Here is a 21440-nt window from a genome sequence, read left to right as displayed (position 1 = left end):
GATCCCGCCTCCCCGTCGCAGCCGGAGCCCTCTCCGCAGGAACCGAGCCCCACGGATCCCGGGGGCAGCGACGACACGGGAGACTCCGGGGACGGTCAGGACCAGGAGTGATGTCCAGTGAGGCTGTGACCTGACGACGGTGCTCAGCCGCGACAGGCCACGACGAAACCGCCCTCGTCCAGGACGGTCGCGTACTCGGCGCCCCAGCGTTCCTGCGCCCAGTGTGCCGGGTCCGCCGGGACCGAGCCGCCCCAGGAGAACGCGTAGCGGTCCACCAGGACGCAGTCCGGCACCCGCTGGTTCGGGCCGTGCATCCACTGCACGTCATGGTCAGGGACGGCCTGCGCGAGCAGTGTGATGTCCACGGCCAGCACCGAGCCGTCCGGCACGGCATCGAGGGCGGCCTGGGCGGGGGCGGCCCGCCAGGTGAGCGCCCACTTCTCGGGCCGCACGAGGTTCATCACCGGCATCGAGGAGCCCAGCACCAGGGTCACCGCGGCCGTGGCGGCCACCGCCGTCACCCGCACAGTGCGGCCGGGACGCGGCGCATCCGTGCGCAGCCAGGCCGAGGCGCGACCACTGCGTCGATCCCCGAGCGCATCCAGCAGCGCGGCCATCGCGATCGGGATCAGCACCGCGTTGTAGTGCCAGTACCAGTCCCAGTAGAACTCCACGGTGCCGGTGAAGCGCCACGCCAGGGTGGGCACCATCATCCAGATCAGCGGGGACCGCGCCCCGATCACCCCGGCCGCCAGCAGGAGCATCCCCACCGTCACCCACTTCACCGGCGGCCAGAGCACCTCGAGCGGGGAGCCGAGATTGTCGGTGTAGTCGTACTGCCCGGCCGTGTTGAGCATCGGCAGGATCACGAAGGTGGACAGCACGAACCAGCCGATCCCCCAGCTGAAAAGCCCCAGGCCCTCACGGCGGTACGGGGCGTGACGCAGGGCGATGACCGCCCCCAGCACCGCGACCGTGAGCCCCAGGTCCTCCTTGACCATCACCAGCGGTGCAGCCCACAGTGCGCTGGCGGCGATCCTCCCCCGCAGCAGGGCGGTCAGGGAGAACGCCAGCAGGGGCACGGCGAAGGCGATCTCGTGGAACTGCACATCGGCTGCGGCCTGCAGCCCGAAGGAGAACGCGTAGGCAGCTCCCGCGAGGGACCCCAGCGCGGGGCCGAGGCGGTCGATCGCCACCCGGGTCAGGGGGATCGCCGATACTCCCAGCAGCAGGGCCTGGGTCCACAGCAGCGCCTCGCCGGAGGGCCATACCCACCACACCGGTGCCAGCGCCGCCAGGATCGGGTGGAAGTGGTCGCCCAGCAGGTTCACGTCATCGCCCTTGATCGGCACGATGGGCGCGCCCAGCTCGCCGTAGGCCCGGGCCAGCTGGGTGAAGATACCCAGGTCCCAGGAGAGGGACACCAGGTTGCGCCACTGCTGGGTGCCCAGCAGCCCGTAGGCGAGCGCGGCCAGCACCGCCAGCAGGGATGGCACCAATCGGCGTGCCCACCGGGTGGGGGCGTCGGCCTCGAGCCGGGCAGAGGAGGGCCCGGCGGGGCGCACGGTCGCTTCAGGCACGCAGTGAGGGTATACGGGTGCGCGGGGGTCGCCCAGTTCACGAGCGCGCGGGCAGGGCTGCGTCGACGACGGGTAGACCTTCGTCTGGGTGGATACGACCTGAGGTCGACGACCGGCACGGTCTGGCGCGTCTACGGTGCGTCCATGACGTCCTTCACGGTCCTCGGCCCCGGTCCCGATCTGCCTGGCCCGCTCCGCTCCCGCCGTACCCGCATACTGATCGCGGCCGGGGTCACCGGTGCGCTGACCCTGATCGAGCCACGGGAGCTGGGGCCGCGGCAACGAGCTGCGTACCGCCTCGTCGTCGCCGGCGGCTGCGGTGTGCTGATGGCTGATCTCGCGCATGAGGACGAGCCGATCATCGACCCCGCCCGGGACGGCCTGCTGGCCGGGGGGATGACTCTGGGCCTCATGGACCTGACCGAGCACGTGGACGGCCGGATCGTGGACGTGCTGCGCGGTCTCGGAGTGGAGCGGCCGCGGCCGCTGATGGCGGCGCTCAATGCGCTGTCCACCGCCGCCCTGTACGCACTGACGCCCAGCAGCGGTGGGTGGGTGGCCGCCGAGGACGTCTTCGGGGAGCCCGAGCCGCAGGAGCTGCCGGAGCCGGTGCGCGAGCTGGTGGCCCTGCTGCTGGAGGCCCCGGAGGCAGGGGAGGACCTGCCCGGGGCCGCCGCGCTGCGCGAGCAGCTCGCCGATGCACGCACCCAGGACCTCGGCTTCCCCAGCAGCGACGTGCAGCTGGTGGTGGAGGATCCCCGGCACCTGGCGGTGCCGCACCAGCAGACCTGGGCGGTCACCGGGGCCTTCGAGCGCGACGGCATAGCCCACCGGCTCGAGCTGCAGATCGGCGACGGCGTGCTTTCTATGCTCAGCGTGATGGTGGAGGACGAGCCCTTCACCGACGAGAACGGCGAGGCGGACGACGAGGCACTGGAGGCGGCGATCGACGCGCTGTCCTCACCGGGCTTCCGCTGGCCCCGAGCCGCGGAGGTCACCGTGCAGCGGGAATCGGAGCAGGCGGTCTGAGAACCGCGCGGTGCACCGGCCGGTGGTGTGCCGCATGAACGTCAGGGGTGCGGGCGAGAGCCTGCGAGCGGGAGGCCTCGGGCGGGGCGTGTCGGGGGACGCGCCCCGCCCGTTGTTCGCTCTCAGGCCCCGATGCTGCAGGCCACGCCGTTGAACCCGTGGTTGCAGTACCCGTAGGGGTTCTTCGCGAGGTACTGCTGGTGCTCGGGCTCGGCGGTGAAGTAGGCGCCGCAGCCCGCCTCCGACAGCGGGGACAGTTCCGTGGAGATCCGGCCGCGTCCCGCTTCGGTGAGCGCCTCCTGGTACTGCTCGGCGCTCGTGCGGACGATCTCGCCCTGGGCGGGGGTGGTCCAGTACACGGCGCTGCGGTACTCGGTGCCCACGTCGTTGCCCTGGCGGTTCGCGGTGGTGGGATCGTGCTGCTGCCAGAACTCGGTGAGCAGGGCCCGCAGGGTGTCGTCCCCACCGGTGTAGATCACCCGCACTGACTCGGCGTGCCCGGTGCGGGCCGAGAACACCTCCTCGTACGTGGGGTGCGGGGTGTACCCGCCCGCGTACCCTGCGGAGGTGGTGTGGACCCCGGGGATCTGCCAGGCGATCCGCTCGATGCCCCAGAAGCAGCCGCCGGCCAGGATGATCTCCTCGCTGCCGATGGGCCACGGCCGCGGATCGACGGGGGAGTCGGGCCCCAGCATGTCGGTGCCCAGCACCAGGTGCTCTCGCTCGAGCGCGTAGGGGTACCGGCCGCGGCCCGGGAGCGCGTCCTCGGGTGCGACCATCTGCTTCTTGTGCCCGTACAGCAGGTCCATCATCTGCCACATGCGACCCACCGTACGCCGCTGTGCAGGGACTGCGCCGTGGCCGGTGCCACGTCTACGCGGTCAGCCGAAAATTCGACATCGATCCCCGTGATGGACCGGTCCCGTGATCGAGCGATGGTCACCATGGCCTCCGATGCGTCCTCCCCCCGTCCGAACATCGTCTTCATCCTCACCGACGACCACGCCGCTCACGCGATCAGCGCCTACTCGGGCCGGATCAACTCCACCCCGCACCTGGACCGCATCGCGCAGGAGGGGGCGCGGCTGGACGCGCTGTACTGCACCAACTTGATCTGCACCCCCAGCCGCGCCAGCATCCTCTCAGTCGGCCCGGGGTAGCACCACGGCCAGCAGGGCGATCAGTGCGAGGACCCCCGGCACGACCATCCACGGCCCCAGGTCCACCCCCATCAGCGCCACCACGAGCAGCCCGGCCACGGCACTTCCGGCCAGGACCGTCAGCGCTCCCTTCCCCACCAGGGCCCAAGCGGCGGCGGAGTGCAGGCCGTGCGCGGGGGCCGTCGCTGCGATGGCGAACGCCATGTGGGCCAGCAGCAGTGCGAGCCCGATCCCTGCCGCGCGGAGCACTCCCGGATCGCTCTGGCCCACCAGCAGCAGCATGATGGCCAGGGGCGGCAGCACGCCGAGGTCGGAGTCGGGCAGCAGCACCTGGACCAGCAGGCCGCAGGCCACGGCCAGGGCCGCGATGATCGCGGCCAGGTTTGAACCGAGCGGCCCGGGGGCGGCCAGCAGCAGCGCTGCCACCGTGGTCACGACTCCCGCCGCGCGCAGCAGGAGCTGCGAGGGGCTCACGGTGCGCAGTTCCAGCAGCTGCCGGGCGATCGGATCCACCAGATGGCTCAGACGCATCAGGACCTCCTCATCCGCGGTGCGGATCGGGCCTGCGACAGTGACAGCAGCACCGGCGCGAGCGACGACGGCCCTTCCCAGGCGGTCACCGGCACCCCGGCCTCGCGCAGCTCCCGCACGGTGCGTTCGCGCAGCATGCGGCGCAGAGCCCATGCCTCGGGCCAGAACCGCTCGGAGGAGGCGTCGTTGACCCTGACGGGCCTTCCGCGCAGCACGGAGACGTCACCGATGCTCGGCGGCAGGGTGTCCACCACGATCACGTCCGCGCCCTGCGCCACCAGCTCGCCGATCTGGGTGATGGTGGTGGGGGCCAGAAGCGGTGAGCACACCACGGTGAGGGTTCCGGTGCGCACCGAGCGCAGTCGCCGCGAGGGCTTGGTCAGGCCGTCCTCCCGCGTGGCGCGGGACAGGGCGTCGGTGAGCACCCGCAGCTGGCGCGGCCCGGTGCCGGCGGGCACGGGGCCGATCAGATGGCCCAGGTCGAACAGGGCCACGCGGTCCCCGGCCGTCAGGTAGTGGCGGGCCACCGCCGAGGTCGCACGGATGGTCATGTCCAGACTGGTGGGGGCGTCGTCGCCGGCCCACGGCGCCGGCCGCACATCGGCCGTGGTGTCGGTGACCACCAGCACGTCGGTGTCCTGCTCGGTGAAGGTGGCGTTGGTGTGGAGCGTCCCGGTGCGGTTGGTGACCCGCCAGTTGATGCGGTGGAGCCTGTCGCCCGTGCGGAACTGCCGCACCTCCGACAGGGCCGTGCCGTCGCCGCGGCGGCGGGACAGGTGCACGCCGCTGACGCCGATCGGGGTGGGAACGCCGACGGGGGCATCCAGCACCGTGGAGCCCGGCACCACCTGCAGCGACTGCGAGGGCAGCGTCAGCTGGGCCCGGAACGCCCCCAGGGAGTCGGCCAGGAGCACGTGCGTCGGCCCCACGTCCACGCGGCCCCAGCGGTGAGCCGTCAGCCGCAGCCTGGTCTCGCCGTCACCCACCACCGAGCCGTACCGGGGATGCATGTCGGCGTGGGGGCGCAGGGGAACGGTCGTGGCGGTCAGGACACCCGGCGAAGCGCTCACCGTGGCCGCCGTGGTGGCGCCCTCCTCGATCACCGCCCGGCCCAGCCTGATCGTGGGGCGCTCGATGCCGAGTGCCTCATCGCGTGAGATGCGTCGGGCCGTGGCGATCAGGGCCCATACCAGCAGCGGCAGGCCCGCCAGCACCAGGTGCGGGCGTCCCAGGATCACGGCGAGGCCCAGGGCCCCGCATCCCACCACGGCAGCGCGGATGAGCGCCGCCGTGGGCCTGGTGCGGATCGGCCGCCCCGTGGGTGGGGCCGCGGGGGAGGCGCTCACGTGCGAACCTGGTCGTCCTCAGCGGCGGGCACGGCGACCGAGTGCAGGGCGGCCTCGACCACGCCGGCGCCGGTGGCGTTCTGCAGCCACAGCTCGGGCTTGACCGTGACCCGGTGGTCCAGTGCCGGATGTGCGAGGGCCTTGACGTCCTCGGGCACCACGTAGTCGCGGCCGCGGATCACCGCCAGTGCCCGGGCGCAGGTGATCAGCGCCAGGGTTCCTCGCGGGGATGCCCCCACCAGCGCGTGGGAGTGATCGCGGGTGGCGGTCACGAGTTCCACGGCGTAGTGGCCCACGGTGTCCTCCACGTGCACGGTCTCCACGGCCTGCTGCGCGCTGAGCAGGCCCTCGGCGTCGAGCACCTGCCGCACCGACTGCTCCTCCTGGCGGCGGTGGATGTGACGCGCGACCACGTCCCATTCCTGCTCCGGGCTCGGATAGCCGAAGGACAGGCGCAGCAGGAAGCGGTCCAGCTGGGCCTCCGGCAAGGGATAGGTGCCCTCGTGCTCGATGGGGTTGGCGGTGGCCAGCACGTGGAAGGGCTGCGGGAGTCTGCGCGTGGTGCCCTCGACGGAGACCTGCCGCTCCTGCATCGCCTCCAGCAGGGCCGACTGGGTCTTCGGAGGGGTGCGGTTGATCTCGTCGGCCAGCAGCAGACCGGTGAACACCGGCCCGGGCCGGAACACGAACTCGCCGGTGCGCTGGTCGAAGACCTCGGCACCGGTGAGGTCGGCCGGCAGCAGGTCAGGGGTGAACTGGGCGCGGGTGAAGGGCAGTCCCAGCGCCTGGGCGAAGGAGCGCGCGGCGAGGGTCTTGCCCAGTCCTGGGAGATCCTCGAGCAGCACGTGGCCGCCGGCGAGGATGCCTGCCAGCACCAGTTCCAGGGCGTCTCGCTTGCCGACCACGGCGGTCTCGACCGCATCGAGCACCTCGGTGGCGACACGTGAGGCCTCGGGGACGGACATGACGGTCCCGTGGGAGTCGGACGGGTTCTGGTGCTGGGTCATCGGTCCCTCTCCTCGCGCGCGGCGAGCTCACGGAGATAGCGGTGCAGGGTGCGGCGGTCGATGGGGCTGACGGCGGGCACGGAGCCCTCGGGGGCGGCAGGGGTACGGGAGCGTTCGATCAGCTGCGACAGGTTCGAGCTCAGAGCGGGGGCGTCGGGGTCGAGGGCGCGCTCGTCGGCGACCTCGCCGAGCACCTGGCCCAGGGTGCGGGCGGTCATGCGACGGCTGGGCTGTGCGCCGTAGATCGCGTCCTCCAGCCTGCGCACGCGCATGTCCTGGGCGTGGGGGAGGGCGTAGTCGGCATCCAGGTCCAGCTGCGGCGGGTGCAGCTGTTCGGCGCGGTCCGCTCCTCGGTCCACGATCCACAGCACCGTGCCCAGAGCCAGCCCCAGAGCCAGGGGGATGGGCCAGGAGACCCGCAGGCCGAAGGTGGCGCTGACGGCGATCACCGCGGCCGCGAGCAGCAGGCAGGCGGCCAGCCGCACCAGCAGTGGCAGCGCGTCCTTCAGCATCCGGCGTGGGGGAGGGGCGCACCTGCCCGGCTGCCCGGCGGCAGCGGTCCGCCTGCTCATCGTCGCCCCTGCCCCACGGCCCGGTCCAGATCCGCTCTCAGCGCGCGCAGCAGCTCGAGCGCCTGGTCACGGTCAGGCTCGGTGAGAGGGGAGGGGTCGAACAGGGCCCGGCGGTAGAGATGAGCGAAGGAGTCCAGCGAGGACCTGTCGAGCTCGAGTCCGCTGAGGACGTCGACCACGTACTCCCGGGTGGTCTGCGAGGGGTGCCGGCGGATTCCCACGGCGGCGATGGTCCGCTCCAGTGTCAGCCAGGCCGCGATCACCGCGCCCTGCGCATCCACCACGGTGGACAGGTGCTCCTGCGCCTCCTGGAGGGCGGCGCGGGCCTGGTCCACGGTGAGCTCCTCGGCGTCCTCCCCAGCCACCTCGAGCGGTGGCTGTGCGAGGGCCCGCATGCGCATGAGCACCCAGATCGCGAGCACCGAGAGCACCAGCACCACCGCGGCGACGCCGAGGATCAGGCCCAGGGGATTGTCGCGGTGCTGCTCGGGCGGGATGGGTGCTTCGTAGGTCTCCCAGTCGGCCTCCTCGTAGGGCTTGCGCGCGGCGGGGACGGTCTCGGGATCCCGCTCGCGCTCGCCCACGAAGACGCCGATCTGGCCCCTGTCGGCGGCGGCACCCAGGGAGATCAGGCAGATCCCGCCCAGGGACAGCAGGAGCAGCAGCAGGGCCAGCATGCGGTGCGGGGAGCTCTGGGCCGTCACTGTGCCCCTCCCGACGGCGGTCCCGTCCCGCCTGCCGGCGAATGCCCGTGCGGGGAGGTGACCACCACCATCTGCTCCCCGGCGATGCGGGTGAGGACCAGGGTCGCGGACTCCTCGCCGAAGCGGCGCGGCCTCAGCCTGCGCCGCAGCTCCTCGGGCTCCACGGCGGTGCCGCGCTTCTTGATCTCCAGCACCCCCAGGCGGTGCTCCTTGAGGTACGAGGTGAGGCGCTTGAGGCCGAACGGCATCACGTCCCGCACCGCGTACCCGCGCGCGAAGGGGGTGGTGGTGCGCACGTCGCCGGTCAGGTACGCGATCGTGGGATCCAGGGTGTGCGCATCGAGGTCTCGGGCCAGGCGGCCGATGAGGCCGGCCCGGATCACCGCTCCGTCGGGCTCGTAGAGGTGGTCGCCCAGCGGGCCGGGCTGCGGATCCCCGGGCACCTCGCCGCTGTCGGCGCGATCGCCCGCACCCGTGAACGCGGGCGGGCTGACGCTCTCGTCGCTGTCGCCGCTCGTTCCGGCGCCATGACTGCGCGCCGTGAGCAGGTGCGCACCGTCGCGGTCCACCACCAGAGCGCTGGTGGGGGTGCCGGGCGTGGCCAAGGGCCCGAACCAGCAGGTGGCCTCCAGCACCTGGCCGTGCCAGGACAGCCATTGGGTCTCGGTGCCGGCCGGCAGCAGCTCCCGGTCGATCGCGGGTCCGAGCTTCGCGCCCAGAGCGCCGAAGCGCACGCGCGACCCCCCGTCGCCGCTCGGTGCGCAGGGCCCCTCGAGCTCTGTGCCGCCGTGCAGGCTCCCCAGCCGGGCGGCCAGCTCGATCACGGCCGACAGCGGCGGCTCGTACTGCTCCGGGTCGTGCAGGCGCCGGGTGCCGCGACCGGAGACGGCTCGCCGAGCGGGATCCAGCCAGATGCCCTCGGTCTGCGCGGGGTCGTGGCCCTCGGCGCGGCCCAGCCGCACCCGTACGTTGGGGAAGGGGCGCAGGTTCACGGTGGCCACGGCCACCGTGGCCGGATCGCGGTCCACCGCCAGCACGTCCATGCCCAGGCCGGCCAGGGCCATCGAGTCCCCGCCGATCCCGCAGCCCAGATCGGCCACGGAGCCCACCCCGGCCTTCGCGAAGCGCTCGGCGTGCAGGGCTGCCACCGGCAGCCGGGTCGCCTGCTCCAGACCGTGCGGGGTGAAGAGCATCGAGGCGGCGAACTCCCCGAACTTCTCGGTGGCACGGGCGCGCAGCCGGGACTGGGTGAGCGCGGCGGAGACCAGGGCGGGGTCGTGCCCGGCCTCGCGCAGCGTGGCGCCCAGGCGCAGGGCGTCCTTCTCCCGGTACGGGGGCAGGGTGTTCAGCAGCGTCCACCCCTCGGGGCGCAGCAACGGCTCCAGTGCCCGCACGGCGTCATCGGCCTGCGCGTCGGCATCGTTCGCGGAGGGCGCAGGCATGAGAGCGACCCTACCGGCCCGCGGCCGGGCGAGGGGGCATCAGGCGTTCAGGTCCAGCACGATCTTGCCGCGGGTGTGGCCGTCCGCCAGCAGTTCGTGGGCGCGGGCGATCTGCTCCAGCGGAAGCACCTGGGACACCTCCAGTCGGTAGTGGCCCTCCCGCAGTCCGATGACCAGTCGGTCGAGGCGCTGCCGGGTCACCGTGATCTCGGGGATCACGGCGGTGATGCCCCGCTCCCGTGCCGGGGTGAGATCCGCGAGGGTGGGCAGCGGCACCACCCGGCCCCCGGGTGCCACGTGGTCCAGGCTGGGAAGGAAGGTGGAGTCGTAGTGGGTGTCCAGCACCACGTCCACCCCGCGGCCGCCGGTGGCGCGGTCGATCTCCTGCTGCCAGTCCGCCTCGTCGTACGCGATGGGCTCACCGCCCAGCTCCCGGATGCGCTCGGCGTTGGCCGCGCGGCCGGTGGCCCACACCGTGGCTGCGCCCGCCTCGAGCGCCATCGGGATCAGCATCTGGCCCACGCCGCCGGTGCCGCCGTGGATCAGCACCGTCTGCCCAGCGGACACCTCTGCTGCGTCGTCCACTGCGGCGATGGCGGTCAGCCCCACCAGCGCCAGACCCGCCCAGCGCGGCAGGTCCTCCGCCTCCACCTCGGTGGGGACGGGGGAGAGGGCATCCGCCGCGATCGCGATGATCTCGCAGGCCGTGCCTCTCAGGTCCCCGGGCGGGCGCATCCCGAAAACGCGGGTGCCGGGTGCGAGCCCGCGCGACCCCAGCTCGTAGTCGTCCAGATCCGGCCCGCCGCCGATCACGGTGCCGGCCATCTCGCGACCGGTGCCGGCCGGCAGCTCCACCAGGGAGGCGAGGCGCGAGGAGCCATCGCGGATCTTGTGGTCCAGGGGATTGAGGCCCACGTGGGTGACCTGCACGAGCACCTCGCCCTCGGCCGGCTCGGGCTGCGGGGCGTCGGTGACCAGGGTGAGGACGTCGGGGCTGCCGAACCGGTCGTAGGTGATCGCGCGCATACCACCATCATGCACCCACCCGCCCCGGTGCATGATGGAGCGATGAGCGGACACTCGATCGACGTCTGGACCTGGCGTGCCACGCTGCGCGCACAGGTCTTGCTGGCCCCCGGTGTCCAGGACGTGCCGCTCACCGAGGCGCGGGGCCGGGTGCTGGCCGGCCCGGTCACCAGCCCGGAGGACGTCCCGACGGTGCCGCTGTCGGCGATGGACGGCTTCGCGGTGCGCCGGGCGGATCTGGACGCGCCCGGCAGCACCCGTCTGCCGGTGGCCGCCGACCTGCCTGCCCGCCCGGGTGCCACCCCCGAGCTGCCGGCAGGCGTGGCCATGCGGATCATGACCGGAGCCCCCGTTCCCGCCGGAGCCGATGCCGTGGTGGAGGTCGAGGCCACGGACGCGGACCCCTTCGGGGCTGCGCCGGGCAGCGTCACCATCACCCTGGAGCAGCTGCCACCCCCGCAGCGGCACATCCGCGCCCGTGGCGAAGAGGCCGTGCGCGGGGATCTGCTGGCCGGAGCGGACGCCCGGTGGGGGCGGGGCTGATCGGGGTGGCGCGGTCCCTCGGCCTCGCGACCTCCCGGTGCTGGCGCCGGTGCGGGTGGGCGTCGTGGTCACCGGCGACGAGCTGGCCGCCACCGGCGGCCCCGCCCCGGGCATGGTGCGCGAGTCGAACGGCCTGATGCTCGTCAGCGCCCTGGAGGCCGACGGTGCCCGCGCCCGCGCCTGGCACACCGGGGACGACCCCGCATCCCTGAGGGAGCTGCTGCGCGAGATCGAGCCCGACTGCGATCTGGTGATCACCACCGGTGGGATCGGCCAGGGTGCCTTCGACGTGGTGCGCGCAGCACTGGGGCGGCAGGGAGCGGGGACCTCCGAGCTGGTGCACCTGGCGCTGCGCCCCGGTGGCCCCCAGGGCCGCGGTCGACTGCCCGGCGGCACGCCCGTGATCCATCTGCCCGGCACTCCCGTGGGGGCACTGGTGGGGTACCACTTGTTCGTGCGACAGCTGCTGCCCGGCGTGGATGCCGAGCCGATCCGCGTGGAGCTGGGTGAGGATCCCGGTGTGTTCCGGGGCCGACGGGGCCGCCGTGCGCTGCTGGTCCAGCCCGGCATCTGGCGGCTCGCCGAGGACGGACGGCTGCTCGTGGACGTGCTGCCCGGCAGACGGCTGACGCCCTATGCCCGGGCAGAGGCACTGGTGCTGCGCGAACCCGCGGGCGATGCCGATGGCGCCGCGGGCGATGCCGCTGGAGCCGCGAGCCGTGCGGGTGCCACCGCGGGGGATCTCGGCGCTGCCGTGCTCGCACTGCCCCTCTGAGCGTCAGCGGCGCAGACCCACCGCGGTCCAGTCCATGCGCTCCACGGTCGACGGCCCCAGGTTCAGCACGCCCTCGCGCACCGCCCACACCTCCGGCATCACGAACAGCGGGATCACCGTGAACGTCTCCGCCAGGATCGTGGAGAACTCGTTGGCCAGGCGCGTCCGCTCGGACAGCTCCTGGGCGGCCGCCGTCTCCTCCAGCACCGGTCCGATGCGCTCATCGGCCATCCCGGTGAAGTTCTGACCGGAATCCAGCGGATAGGCGATCGCGGCCGTCGACGTGCCCGGGAACCGGGTCGCGGCCCACGCGAACGTCGTCACGTCGAACGCCCCCTGGGCCAGATGCTCGGCGAAGAACGTCTCGGCGGGGACCTCGCGCACCTCGACCTCGAACCCCAGCCCGGACAGATCCGCCTGCACCAGGGAGGCCCGTTGTGCGAGCGACGGGGACTGCGCGGGCACCACCAGCACGATCGCCAGCGCCTCACCGTCCCGCACCCGGCGCTGCCCCTCCAATCGCCACCCGGCCTCCTCCAGCAGCGATGCAGCGGCCTCGGGATCGTGCGTGAGGGAGTCGAAGGAGTCCTCGTAGCCGTCATGCCCGGGCAGGTGCACCAGGTTGTCCATCAGCACCACAGGCGCGCCCAGCGGCTGCAGGGCGGCGCGAGCGATCGCCTCGCGGTCGATGCCGCGAGCAATGGCCTCCCGCACCACCGGATCGGCCAGTCGCGCCTCGGGCCCCTCCACGTTCATCGTCAGGTGCGTCCAGGACGTGCCGCCCGCGCGGCGGATCGTCGCGTCCCGGCGCCCACGCACCAGCTCGAGTTCCTGGGCTGTGGAGACCTCGAGGACGTCGAGATGCCCGGAGACGAAGGCCTGGGGCGCCTGGGAGGAGTCCAGTGCGGAGACGACGATCCGCTCGAGCCTCGGCGCCCTGCCCCACCAGTTCTCGTTGCGCACCATCGTCACCACACCGGAGGCCTCATCGATCGAGTCGACGCGGAACGGGCCCCGCGACGGCGTGGGCGTGGAGGCGTGGGCCCGGTTGAAGGTCTGCGGGGTCGAGGTCACCGAGGCGGGCACATCCGGGTGCAGCACGGTGACCCAGTCCGCGAAGGGCGAGGTGAACACGATCTGCCCGGTGAACTCGTCATCGGTCTGCTCGATGGAGTGGATCTGGTCCCAGCCCACGGTGCTGGCCACCTCGAACTGCGGATCGCTGCCGTTGTTCGCTCTCCAGCGGGAGATGAGATCGGCGACGGTGATGGGACTGCCGTCCTCCCAGATCGCCGCGGGGTTGTAGCGGAAGCTGACCGTCTGCGGCTGCTCCGCGGTGACCTGGGCGCTCTCGATGTAGTCAGGATGTGGGTCCGTGCCCTGCGCGGTGATCTCCGCCCCCAGCCCCAGGGGTGCGCGCAGCAGGTCCAGCTCGGAGACGGCGCCGGCCCGATGATGCGAGTTCCAGTTCTCCGGCAGTCGCGGCACCGCAAGGCGCAGTGTTCCCCCGTCGGGGACGTTCGCGTGATCGGCGCGGTCCCAGGCCACGTCCGGCAGGGGAGTCACCGTGGGACCCTGCACGGTGGGGGAGCCGGGGGAGGGGGAGTCGCCGGTGCATGCGGCCAGAGCAGTGGCCGCTCCCAGCATTCCCGCCCCGGCGAGGAAGGACCGGCGCGGCCGCAGCGCGCTCACGAGATTGCGTGGCCGCGGCGTGTTCACAGGATCGTCCGGTGGCTGTGCGTGCCCGGCTTCAGCTTCTCCAGCTGCCGTGCTCGCTCCTCCTGGCGCGTGCGCCGGGACTCGGACCGCTCGCGTCTGCCCCGCGCCACCGACCGCACCAGGTCCAGTCCGGCGATCGCCGCGAAGCCTGTGGCCAGGCCCAGGGTGAGGGCGGCGAGCCAGGCACTGTAGGTCCAGCCCGTCACCAGGATCAGCACCAGGATCACGACACCGATCGGCCATGTGCCGACGTTCGCGTGGCGCAGCAGATCGGCGGCCACCACCGTCGCCACGATGCCGACCAGGACCACGAGCAGATGCAGAAAGGTCACGATCCGAGCATAACTTCGCGCATGGACGGGCCCGACAGGCACGGGAGTGCCCTGTCGTCCAGTTCCTAAGTGATCGCGGCCTCTGTCAAGGCATTATCGTGTCAGGGGCTATCGTTGCCGGATGCGTCAGTCCGGCACGCCGGAGCGCACCGCGAGTACGCAGTCGACGGAAACAGCTGTGGGATCGTGGCAAACGTCCTCCAGGGCGCGCCCGCCACGGGGAAATGGTCGGCGTCCGTCGGGGGTTCCAGCGCGTCATACCCACGGGGCCGATGCGGGGATCCGCATCGCCGCGTCGACAGCATGGAGAGGAACGAAACGGATGGTGGACAGCATGGTGAGGAGACGACGTGGCTAGATTCGTCGCGATCCGAGTGCTCACGTACGTGATCCTGGCGTTCCTGGCGACGAGCTTCGCCTACCTGCTGGCGGCCGCCCTGATGAACCCGCAGGAAGTGCTGTACCCGCCGATCGCCACCGAGCCCGTGCCGTATGAGACGGCGCAGCACTACCTCAACGTCCGCAACGTCAACCCGGACACCCCTCTGATGGAGCGGTACGCCCGTTGGCTCGGCGGCCTGGTGCGAGGTGACCTCGGTGTCACCACCGGCACCAACAAGTCGATGGTCCCGGTGGTGGACGAACTGGCGAACCGCATCCCGATCAGCCTGCGCCTGGTGATCCTGGGCACCATCATCGGCACCGTCGCCGGTGTGCTGCTGGGCATGGTCGCCGCCGTGGCCCGTGACTCCATCGGCGACCGCCTCACCACCCTGCTGGCCTTCTTCATCCTGTCCCTGCCCACCCCGGTCATCATCCTGATCGTGCAGCAGACCAACCAGGGCATCATGGACGCCACCGGCTGGGGCCTGCCGGCCATCAACCCCGTCAACCCCCTGCTCCCTGAGGGTTCCTGGGCTTCCTGGAAGTACCAGATCGAAGCCCTGGTGATGCCCACCATCGTGCTGTCCCTGACCGCTGCGGCCTCCTACTCCCGCTACATGAAGGTGACCACGCTGGACGTGCTCGGCAGTGACTACCTGCGCACCGCCCGCGCCAAGGGGCTCACCCGCGGCCAGGCGATGAACCGCCACGGCCTGCGCATGGCGCTGATCCCGATGGGCCAGTACTTCGCCTTCGCGGTGGGTGCAGCCTTCACCGGCTCGCTGTTCGTGGAACTGATGTTCAACTGGCAGGGCGTGGGGCGCTTCGCCGTGTCCTCCATCGGCATGGCCGATGTCAACGGCACAGCGGGCGTGGTGCTGTACACCGCGATCCTGACCCTGCTCTCCGCCACGCTCGCAGACATCCTGCAGGGTGCGCTCGACCCGAGGATCCGGTGAGACGATGACGAACCCCGGCGACATCCGCTCGACCGCCGACGCCTCCGAGCTGCGCAGGCGCTCCGATCCCGATGCGAACCCCGTGCTCGGATCGGCGCTCGATGATCCGAACCTCCAGGAGGACGCGGTACCGGCCCAGGACGGTCCAGCGATCGAGTCCATGAGCCGCGGGGAGCTGCTGCGCAGGCGCTTCCTGCGCAACCGCAGCGCATGGATCGGCATGATCATCTTCGCGGTGCTCGTCCTGATGGCGATCTTCGCCCCGATGTTCTACCAATACGGCCCCTTCGAAAGGGACCTGCGCAACTCGCTCACCGGCCCCACCCAGTACCACTGGTTCGGGGTCAACGAGAACGGGCTGGACATCTTCGCCCGCACCATGCAGGGCCTGCGGATCTCCTTGGTGATCGGCCTGGGAACCGCCGTGCTCACCACCTTCCTCGCCCTGATCGTGGGCATCACCGCCGGTTACATCGGCGGCAAGGGGAAGTGGGGCGCCATCGGCGACGGGGCCCTGGTGAACCTGATCAACCTGTTCCTGGTGATCCCCTCGCTGCTGCTGCTGATGCTGTTCAGTCCGGTGCTGCAGCGTGCCTCGTGGCTGTGGATGATCCCGCTGCTGGCCCTGTTCGCGTGGATGCTCACCGCCCGTGTGCTGCGCGCGATGACCCAGCAGCTGGTGCGCACCGAGTACGTGGAAGCTGCGAAGTTCATGGGGGTGAACCCCATCGTCACGATGGTGCGGCACATCATTCCCAACATCGCCAGCTGGATCATCATCGACACCACGCTGGGCGTGAGTGCCGCGATCCTCGGTGAGACGGGCCTGTCGTTCATCGGCTTCGGCATCCAGTACCCGCAGGTGTCCCTGGGCACGGTGCTCCAGGACTACAACATCTCGGCCCCGTACACCTGGATCCCGCCTGCGGCCGTGCTCGCCGCCCTGGTGATCTCCATCAACCTCATGGGTGAAGCGCTGCGCGACGCCCTCGACCCGACCAGCGGCTCGAGCCGTCTCTGAGGGGGAGCCGAATGTCTGATCCGATCCTGTCCGTGAGGGACCTCAGCGTCACCTTCCCCTCCGAGTACGGCACCGTGCAGGCGGTGCAGGACCTCAGCTACGAGGTGCATCAGGGCGAGGCGCTCGCGATCGTCGGTGAGTCCGGCTCCGGTAAGTCGGTCAGCTCCCTGGCCGTGATGGGGCTGCTCCCCAAGAGCGCCTCCATCAGCGGTGAGATCGATCTGATGGGCAAGAAGCTGTTCACGATGGACGACAAGCAGCTGTCCACGCTGCGCGGCAACACCATCTCGATGATCTTCCAGGACCCGCTGTCGGCCCTGACCCCCGTGTACCAGATCGGACGGCAAATCGCGGAGGTGGTGCGCATCCACCACCCGAGCGTGAGCGCCGACAAGGCCCATCGCCGGGCCGTCGAACTGCTGGATGCCGTGGGTATCCCCGAGCCGCAGCGCCGCGCGAAGCAGTACCCTCACGAGTTCTCCGGCGGCATGCGCCAGCGCGCCATGATCGCCATGGCCATCGCCAACGAGCCCGAGCTGATCATCGCCGACGAGCCCACGACCGCTCTGGACGTCACCATCCAGGCGCAGGTGATGGAGCTGCTCAAGAGCGCCCAGGAGATGCTGGGTGCCGCCACCGTGCTGATCACCCACGACATGGGCGTGGTGGCCGGCTTCGCCGACCGCGTGCTGGTGATGAAGGAAGCGCGGATGGTGGAGACCGGCGGGGTCGACGAGATCTTCTACCGCCCCCGCGCGGAGTACACCCGCAGCCTGCTCTCTGCGGTGCCGCGCGTGGACCTGTCCGGTGCGGACGAGACCGACGCCGTGGCCGGCTCGGCGATGCTGGACCTGGCCAAGATCGTGGAGAGCGCCGGGCCGAAGGCTCCGCGCGAGAAGCGCCCGAAGGTCCTCGAGGTCACCGACCTGCACCGCATCTACCCCATCACCAAGGGCGCACTGGTGCGCCGGAAGGTGGGGGAGCAGCGTGCGGTGGACGGCATCTCCTTCGACATCCGCGAGGGCGAGTGCCTTGCCCTGGTGGGTGAATCAGGCTGCGGCAAGACCACCACCCTGATGGAGATCATGCAGCTGCGCGCACCGCAGCAGGGATCGATCAAGATCGCCGGCAAGGAGACCGGGAACCTCTCCCGTCAGGAGAGGGCCGCCATGCGGGCGGATGTCTCGATCGTGTTCCAGGACCCGATGGCCTCCCTGGACCCCCGCATGCCGATCGCGGACATCATCAAAGAGCCCATGCGGGTTCAGCGCTACAGCGAGAAGCGCATGAACGAGCGCGTGGACTGGCTGCTCAGCATGGTGGGCCTGCTGCCCGAGCACGCGGCCCGGTTCCCCACCGAGTTCTCCGGTGGCCAGCGCCAGCGCGTGGGCGTGGCCCGTGCCCTGGCCTGCGACCCGAAGCTGATCGTGCTGGACGAGCCCACCTCCGCGCTGGACGTGACGGTGCAGGCCGGAGTGCTGGCCATGCTGGCCGACCTCAAGGCCCGCCTGGGCGTGAGCTTCCTGTTCGTCTCCCACGACCTGTCGGTGGTGCGCCACATCTCCGATCGCATCGCCGTGATGCGCCGGGGGAAGATCGTGGAGCTGGGGGACACCGACGAGGTGTTCGCCCATCCGCAGCACGAGTACAGCAGGGAGCTGCTGGCCGCGGTGCCGATCCCGGACCCCGAGAAGGCCCGACAGCGCCGTCGCCAGGTGATCGACCGCCAGGCGTTCGAGGGTGCGGAGGATCTCGACGCGGACGACGACGCGGCTGCCGCGGATCCCCCGAACAGGGACACCGACGGTTCGCACGCGACGAACTGACAGCATCGACGCAGGGGCGGCGCACGAGAGGGCCGCCCCTTCGTCATCCCCGGCGGGGGTCGGAAGCCGAAAGCACCGAGACCTGCAGTGTTGCAAAGCGGTAACAGGGGGAGCCCGAAGGTGTGTCGAGCGTCACCACGTCCTTAGACTGACTCCACCGCGCGCGAGGGCGTGGCCATGGTGGTCACGGCCGGTCCCCGCGGCACGGCTCGATACATCGAGCGGGCCCGAAGATCTCGGTACCCGTGAGCGAAGGAGATCCACATGCGATTGACGCGACGTTCCATGCTGGGGGCGACCGCCCTGTCGGCAGTGACCGTGACGGCGCTGGCGGCCTGCAGCCAGGACACCGGCGAGGGCGGCGGTTCCGGCGGCAATGGCGGCTCTGACGGCGGCGGTGGTGGCGGCGACCAGATCGCGTCGGATCAGAACGACATCAACGCCAAGGAGCGCGACGAGCTGGGCGAGGGCGGCGTGCTGCGCCTGGCCAACAATGCGTTCCCCGCGAACTGGAACACGTTCCACTCCGATGGCAACGTGCGCAACACCACCGACATGATGGACACGATGTACCCGGTCCTGTACCAGTACAGCGCCGCGGGCGAGGTGACGCCCAATCCGCACTACGCCAAGCGCATCGAGCTCACCTCCGAGGACCCTCAGGTCATGGAGATCGAGCTCAAGGAGGGCATGCAGTGGTCTGACGGCACCCCGATCAACTACAAGTCGATCGAGAACGTCTTCAACATCATGAACGGCTCCCAGGAGGAGTACGCCATCGCGTCGTCCTCGGGCTACGACAAGGTCGAGAAGATCGAGCAGGGCGACAATGACCTCACCGCCGTGATCACCTTCAAGGAGAAGTACGCGGACTGGATCGGACTCGCCGCCGTCATGCCGGACTCGCTCGCCGAGTCCGCCGAGGCGTTCAACGCCGGCTGGCAGGCCGAGCCCCTCGTCACCGCCGGCCCCTACAAGATCGGCAAGATCGACGCCGCCAACAAGACCGTGCTGCTCGAGCAGGACGAGAACTGGTGGGGCGACAAGGGCCTGCTGTCCCAGGTGCTGTTCACCACCATCGAGGACCCGGCGGCCACCGCCACCAGCTTCCAGAACGGCCAGCTGGACGTCATCCAGACCACCGTCCCCGCCACCTATTCCGTGGTGGAGCCGCTGATCGACAACGGTGCCGTGCTGCGCAGGGCCGCCGGCCCGAACTGGACCCACATCACGCTGAACGCCACCGAGGGCCGCCCGCTGGCGGACCAGGCCGTGCGCCAGGCCATCTTCCGGGCCATCGATCGCGAGGAGGTGCTCCTCTCGGTCAACTCCACCATGCCGTACCCGGAGAACACCGAGCCGCTGAACAACCACCTGCTGATGACCAACCAGGAGGGCTACCAGGACAACGCCGGCGATCTGGGCAAGCACGATCCCGAGGCCGCCAAGAAGCTCCTGGAGGACGCCGGCTACACGATGGAGGGCGACGTCTACTCCAAGGACGGCAAGCCGATCGAGATCACCTACGTGTACAACGACGGCTCCAAGACCAACGAGGCCGTGGTGCCCGTGGTCCAGGAGGCCCTCGCAGCCGTGGGCATCACCATGAAGGTCCAGAAGGTTCCGCCGACGGATCTGTTCTCCAAGTACGTCATCCCCGGCGAGTTCGACCTGACCCTGTTCGGCTGGGTCGGCAACCCGTTCCTGTCCTCCGGTGACTCCATCTGGAAGACCGACGGCGAGCAGAACTTCGGCAAGGTCCCCGCCCCCGAGGCCGATCCCCTGCTGGACCAGGCCGCGGTGGAGACCGATCCCGCCAAGCGCCTGGAGCTGATGAACGAGGCCGACGCTCACCTGTGGGAGGCCGCCGGTGTGATCCCGCTGTGGCAGTCCTACGACTTCTACGTCCAGCACCCGGATCTCGCCAACTACGGCGCCTGGGGCTTCGAGAGCCCGGACTGGACCAAGATCGGCTACGTCGCCGGCTCGGACAAGCTCAACGGCTGATCCGACCTGCACCCGAGGGGCCCCGAGCGAATGCGCTCGGGGCCCCTGCCCGTCCGCCACCACTGTCGGAGCGGTTTCCCTCTCACCGTTTGCCGTGGCTGCCGTAGCGCGGACCCCGTTTCGCCGTCGGCCATGGCTGCCGCAGCGCGGACCCCGTCTCGCTGTCGGCCATGGCTGCCGCAGCGCGGACCCCGTCTCGCTGCCGGCCATGGCTGCCGCAGCGCGCGTTGCTCTCACCTCGGTGGTGGGAGACTGGGAGCATGAACGCCGATGCCCGCTACCTCCGTCAGATTCGCCTGCCCCAGGTGGGCACCGCCGGCCAGGAGAAGCTCGGCTCCGCGCGGGTCGCGGTGATCGGTGCGGGAGGCCTGGGAGCTCCCGTCCTCTCCTACCTCGCGGCGGCCGGGATCGGCTCGATCACGGTGATCGACGCGGACATCGTCGACGTCTCCAACCTGCATCGACAGGTCATCCACCGCACCGACGCGGTGGGACAGCCCAAGGCCGTCAGCGCCGTGCAGCACCTGCAGGCGCTGAACCCCGAGGTGGAGCTGCGGGCCGTGGTGGACACCCTCACCCCTGCCAACGCCCTGGAGATCCTGGGAGGGCATGACCTGGTGCTGGATGGCACCGACAACTTCCCCACCCGGTATCTCGCCTCCGATGCCTGCGAAATCCTGGACCTGCCCCTGGTGTGGGGCTCGATCCTGGGCTTCACCGGGCAGGTGAGCCTGTTCCACGGCGCCGGGGGCACGGGGGTCACCTACCGGGACGTGCATCCGGTACCGCCGCGCCCCGGTGAGGTGCCCAGCTGCTCCGAGGCCGGGGTGCTGGGGATGCTGTGCGGCGTCATCGGATCCACCATGGCGATGGAGGCGGCCAAGCACATCCTGGGGGTGGGGGAGACCCTGCACGGCCGCATCGCCCTGTACGACGCACTGGCCGCTCGCTGGACCGAGGTCCCCGTGGCCCGTGACCCTGGCCGGGCGCCGGTCACCGAGCTGGAGGACCTCACGCTCACGTGCGGGCTGCCTGGACCCACGGGTCCCGCCACCGACGAGGTCACGGCCGAGGAGCTGGCCGGCCTGCTCGCCTCCGGGGTGCGGGTGATCGACATCCGCGAGGACGACGAGGTGGCCCGCGGGATGCTCGCGGAAGCTGAGCACATGCCCATGGGCGTTCTGTTGAGGGGCGATGCCACCGGCGACGACCCTGACGCGGGCGACGGGACAGACAACGACGGTGCTGCGGGCGATGCTGCTGTCGGCGATGCTGCTGTCGGCGGTGCTGCAGGGGGTGCCCATCCGCTCCAGGGCGCCGTCCTCTACTGTGCGGCCGGCACCCGCTCCGCGAGCACCCAGCGCACCCTCGCTGGGCGCGGCATCACGGTGCGCTCCCTGGCAGGGGGCTTCGAGGGGCTGCGCGATCGCGCCGACGTCCTCGGACTGCAGATCACCACGCCCTGAGCACCGGTTAC

General features: G+C 71.0%; 20 protein-coding genes. 9 read left to right on the top strand and 11 right to left on the bottom strand.

Annotated elements, in window-relative coordinates; all coding sequences use genetic code 11:
- Window positions 1-143: 143 nt before the first annotated feature.
- Complete coding sequence (locus IOE58_RS06415; RefSeq protein WP_348981895.1) at window positions 144-1580, bottom strand: DUF2079 domain-containing protein; 1437 nt, start codon at window positions 1578-1580, stop codon at window positions 144-146.
- Window positions 1581-1724: 144 nt separating this feature from the next.
- On the opposite strand from IOE58_RS06415, the gene IOE58_RS06410 reads away from it, so the two are divergent.
- Window positions 1725-2609, top strand: coding sequence for a hypothetical protein (locus tag IOE58_RS06410; RefSeq protein WP_193865569.1), 885 nt, complete (start codon window positions 1725-1727; stop codon window positions 2607-2609).
- 122 nt (window positions 2610-2731) lie between these two features.
- Here IOE58_RS06410 and msrA read toward each other — a convergent pair whose 3' ends face one another.
- Window positions 2732-3430 carry a peptide-methionine (S)-S-oxide reductase MsrA gene (gene msrA, locus IOE58_RS06405; protein ID WP_193865568.1) on the bottom strand — a complete coding sequence of 233 codons (699 nt, stop codon included), beginning with the start codon at window positions 3428-3430 and terminating at the stop codon, window positions 2732-2734.
- 90 nt (window positions 3431-3520) lie between these two features.
- Between msrA and IOE58_RS06400 the strand changes: the two genes are divergently transcribed.
- Window positions 3521-3769 (top strand): sulfatase-like hydrolase/transferase, encoded by a 249-nt coding sequence (locus tag IOE58_RS06400; RefSeq protein WP_228019079.1) that lies wholly within the window; start codon window positions 3521-3523, stop codon window positions 3767-3769.
- Here IOE58_RS06400 and IOE58_RS06395 read toward each other — a convergent pair.
- The 7 genes from IOE58_RS06395 to IOE58_RS06365 are packed head-to-tail and all read right to left on the bottom strand — an operon-like array spanning window position 3752 to window position 10397.
- Window positions 3752-4300: a hypothetical protein gene (locus IOE58_RS06395; RefSeq protein WP_193865567.1), complete on the bottom strand. Its 549-nt coding sequence runs from the start codon at window positions 4298-4300 to the stop codon at window positions 3752-3754. The genes IOE58_RS06400 and IOE58_RS06395 overlap by 18 nt on opposite strands.
- The gene (locus IOE58_RS06390) at window positions 4300-5646 is read right to left on the bottom strand and encodes a DUF58 domain-containing protein (protein WP_193865566.1); all 1347 of its coding nucleotides are present in this window, start codon (window positions 5644-5646) and stop codon (window positions 4300-4302) included. Before IOE58_RS06390 ends, IOE58_RS06395 begins: the two co-directional genes overlap by 1 nt.
- Entirely contained in the window at window positions 5643-6653 is a 1011-nt protein-coding gene (locus IOE58_RS06385) for an AAA family ATPase (protein WP_431831694.1), read from the bottom strand. Before IOE58_RS06385 ends, IOE58_RS06390 begins: the two co-directional genes overlap by 4 nt.
- On the bottom strand, window positions 6650-7165 hold the full coding sequence (locus tag IOE58_RS06380) for a hypothetical protein (RefSeq protein ID WP_193865565.1): 516 nt from the start codon (window positions 7163-7165) through the stop codon (window positions 6650-6652). Before IOE58_RS06380 ends, IOE58_RS06385 begins: the two co-directional genes overlap by 4 nt.
- Window positions 7166-7221: 56 nt before the next feature.
- Complete coding sequence (locus tag IOE58_RS06375) at window positions 7222-7929, bottom strand: DUF4129 domain-containing protein (protein ID WP_193865564.1); 708 nt, start codon at window positions 7927-7929, stop codon at window positions 7222-7224.
- Window positions 7926-9371: a class I SAM-dependent methyltransferase gene (locus IOE58_RS06370; protein ID WP_193865563.1), complete on the bottom strand. Its 1446-nt coding sequence runs from the start codon at window positions 9369-9371 to the stop codon at window positions 7926-7928. Before IOE58_RS06370 ends, IOE58_RS06375 begins: the two co-directional genes overlap by 4 nt.
- A 39-nt stretch (window positions 9372-9410) precedes the next feature.
- A complete protein-coding gene (locus IOE58_RS06365; RefSeq protein WP_193865562.1) occupies window positions 9411-10397 on the bottom strand; it encodes an NADP-dependent oxidoreductase in 987 nt (328 codons plus the stop codon).
- A 42-nt stretch (window positions 10398-10439) separates the two neighbouring features.
- Here IOE58_RS06365 and IOE58_RS14260 point away from each other — a divergent pair, with 42 nt between their 5' ends.
- A complete protein-coding gene (locus IOE58_RS14260) occupies window positions 10440-10940 on the top strand; it encodes a MoeA family protein (RefSeq protein WP_228019077.1) in 501 nt (166 codons plus the stop codon).
- 37 nt (window positions 10941-10977) lie between these two features.
- A complete protein-coding gene (locus IOE58_RS14255) occupies window positions 10978-11715 on the top strand; it encodes a molybdopterin-binding protein (protein ID WP_348981894.1) in 738 nt (245 codons plus the stop codon).
- Between the two features lie 3 nt (window positions 11716-11718).
- On the opposite strand, the gene IOE58_RS06355 is transcribed toward IOE58_RS14255, so the two are convergent.
- Both IOE58_RS06355 and IOE58_RS06350 read right to left on the bottom strand, forming a co-directional pair.
- Window positions 11719-13407, bottom strand: coding sequence for an ABC transporter family substrate-binding protein (locus IOE58_RS06355; protein WP_348981893.1), 1689 nt, complete (start codon window positions 13405-13407; stop codon window positions 11719-11721).
- A 23-nt stretch (window positions 13408-13430) separates the two neighbouring features.
- Window positions 13431-13766 carry a hypothetical protein gene (locus IOE58_RS06350; RefSeq protein WP_193865561.1) on the bottom strand — a complete coding sequence of 112 codons (336 nt, stop codon included), beginning with the start codon at window positions 13764-13766 and terminating at the stop codon, window positions 13431-13433.
- A 350-nt stretch (window positions 13767-14116) separates the two neighbouring features.
- Here IOE58_RS06350 and IOE58_RS06345 point away from each other — a divergent pair, with 350 nt between their 5' ends.
- The 5 genes from IOE58_RS06345 (at window position 14117) to IOE58_RS06325 (ending at window position 21429) form a co-directional block, all read left to right on the top strand.
- Window positions 14117-15109, top strand: a complete 993-nt coding sequence (locus IOE58_RS06345) for an ABC transporter permease (protein ID WP_348981892.1) — start codon at window positions 14117-14119, stop codon at window positions 15107-15109.
- Window positions 15110-15113: 4 nt separating this feature from the next.
- The gene (locus tag IOE58_RS06340) at window positions 15114-16130 is read left to right on the top strand and encodes an ABC transporter permease (protein ID WP_193865560.1); all 1017 of its coding nucleotides are present in this window, start codon (window positions 15114-15116) and stop codon (window positions 16128-16130) included.
- Between the two features lie 11 nt (window positions 16131-16141).
- The gene (locus tag IOE58_RS06335) at window positions 16142-17956 is read left to right on the top strand and encodes an ABC transporter ATP-binding protein (protein ID WP_193865559.1); all 1815 of its coding nucleotides are present in this window, start codon (window positions 16142-16144) and stop codon (window positions 17954-17956) included.
- Window positions 17957-18220: 264 nt separating this feature from the next.
- The gene (locus tag IOE58_RS06330; protein WP_193865558.1) at window positions 18221-19963 is read left to right on the top strand and encodes an ABC transporter family substrate-binding protein; all 1743 of its coding nucleotides are present in this window, start codon (window positions 18221-18223) and stop codon (window positions 19961-19963) included.
- 260 nt (window positions 19964-20223) lie between these two features.
- On the top strand, window positions 20224-21429 hold the full coding sequence (locus IOE58_RS06325) for a ThiF family adenylyltransferase (protein WP_193865557.1): 1206 nt from the start codon (window positions 20224-20226) through the stop codon (window positions 21427-21429).
- Window positions 21430-21440: the final 11 nt, after the last annotated feature.

The sequence above is a fragment of the Brachybacterium epidermidis genome (genome assembly GCF_015209585.1).
Classification (GTDB): Bacteria; Actinomycetota; Actinomycetes; order Actinomycetales; family Dermabacteraceae; genus Brachybacterium; species Brachybacterium epidermidis.
The sequence above is the reverse complement of the archived record's forward strand: the minus strand, read 5'-3'. Positions and strand labels throughout refer to the sequence as shown.

Coding starts and splice junctions, on each gene's coding strand:
- IOE58_RS06410 (WP_193865569.1), top strand. CDS start 1,725: ATGACGTCCTTCACGGTCCTCGGCCCCGGTCCCGATCTGCCTGGCCCG.
- msrA (WP_193865568.1), bottom strand. CDS start 3,430: ATGTGGCAGATGATGGACCTGCTGTACGGGCACAAGAAGCAGATGGTC.
- IOE58_RS06400 (WP_228019079.1), top strand. CDS start 3,521: ATGGACCGGTCCCGTGATCGAGCGATGGTCACCATGGCCTCCGATGCG.
- IOE58_RS06395 (WP_193865567.1), bottom strand. CDS start 4,300: ATGCGTCTGAGCCATCTGGTGGATCCGATCGCCCGGCAGCTGCTGGAA.
- IOE58_RS06385 (WP_431831694.1), bottom strand. CDS start 6,653: ATGACCCAGCACCAGAACCCGTCCGACTCCCACGGGACCGTCATGTCC.
- IOE58_RS06380 (WP_193865565.1), bottom strand. CDS start 7,165: ATGCTGAAGGACGCGCTGCCACTGCTGGTGCGGCTGGCCGCCTGCCTG.
- IOE58_RS06370 (WP_193865563.1), bottom strand. CDS start 9,371: ATGCCTGCGCCCTCCGCGAACGATGCCGACGCGCAGGCCGATGACGCC.
- IOE58_RS06365 (WP_193865562.1), bottom strand. CDS start 10,397: ATGCGCGCGATCACCTACGACCGGTTCGGCAGCCCCGACGTCCTCACC.
- IOE58_RS14260 (WP_228019077.1), top strand. CDS start 10,440: ATGAGCGGACACTCGATCGACGTCTGGACCTGGCGTGCCACGCTGCGC.
- IOE58_RS06340 (WP_193865560.1), top strand. CDS start 15,114: ATGACGAACCCCGGCGACATCCGCTCGACCGCCGACGCCTCCGAGCTG.
- IOE58_RS06335 (WP_193865559.1), top strand. CDS start 16,142: ATGTCTGATCCGATCCTGTCCGTGAGGGACCTCAGCGTCACCTTCCCC.
- IOE58_RS06330 (WP_193865558.1), top strand. CDS start 18,221: ATGCGATTGACGCGACGTTCCATGCTGGGGGCGACCGCCCTGTCGGCA.
- IOE58_RS06325 (WP_193865557.1), top strand. CDS start 20,224: ATGAACGCCGATGCCCGCTACCTCCGTCAGATTCGCCTGCCCCAGGTG.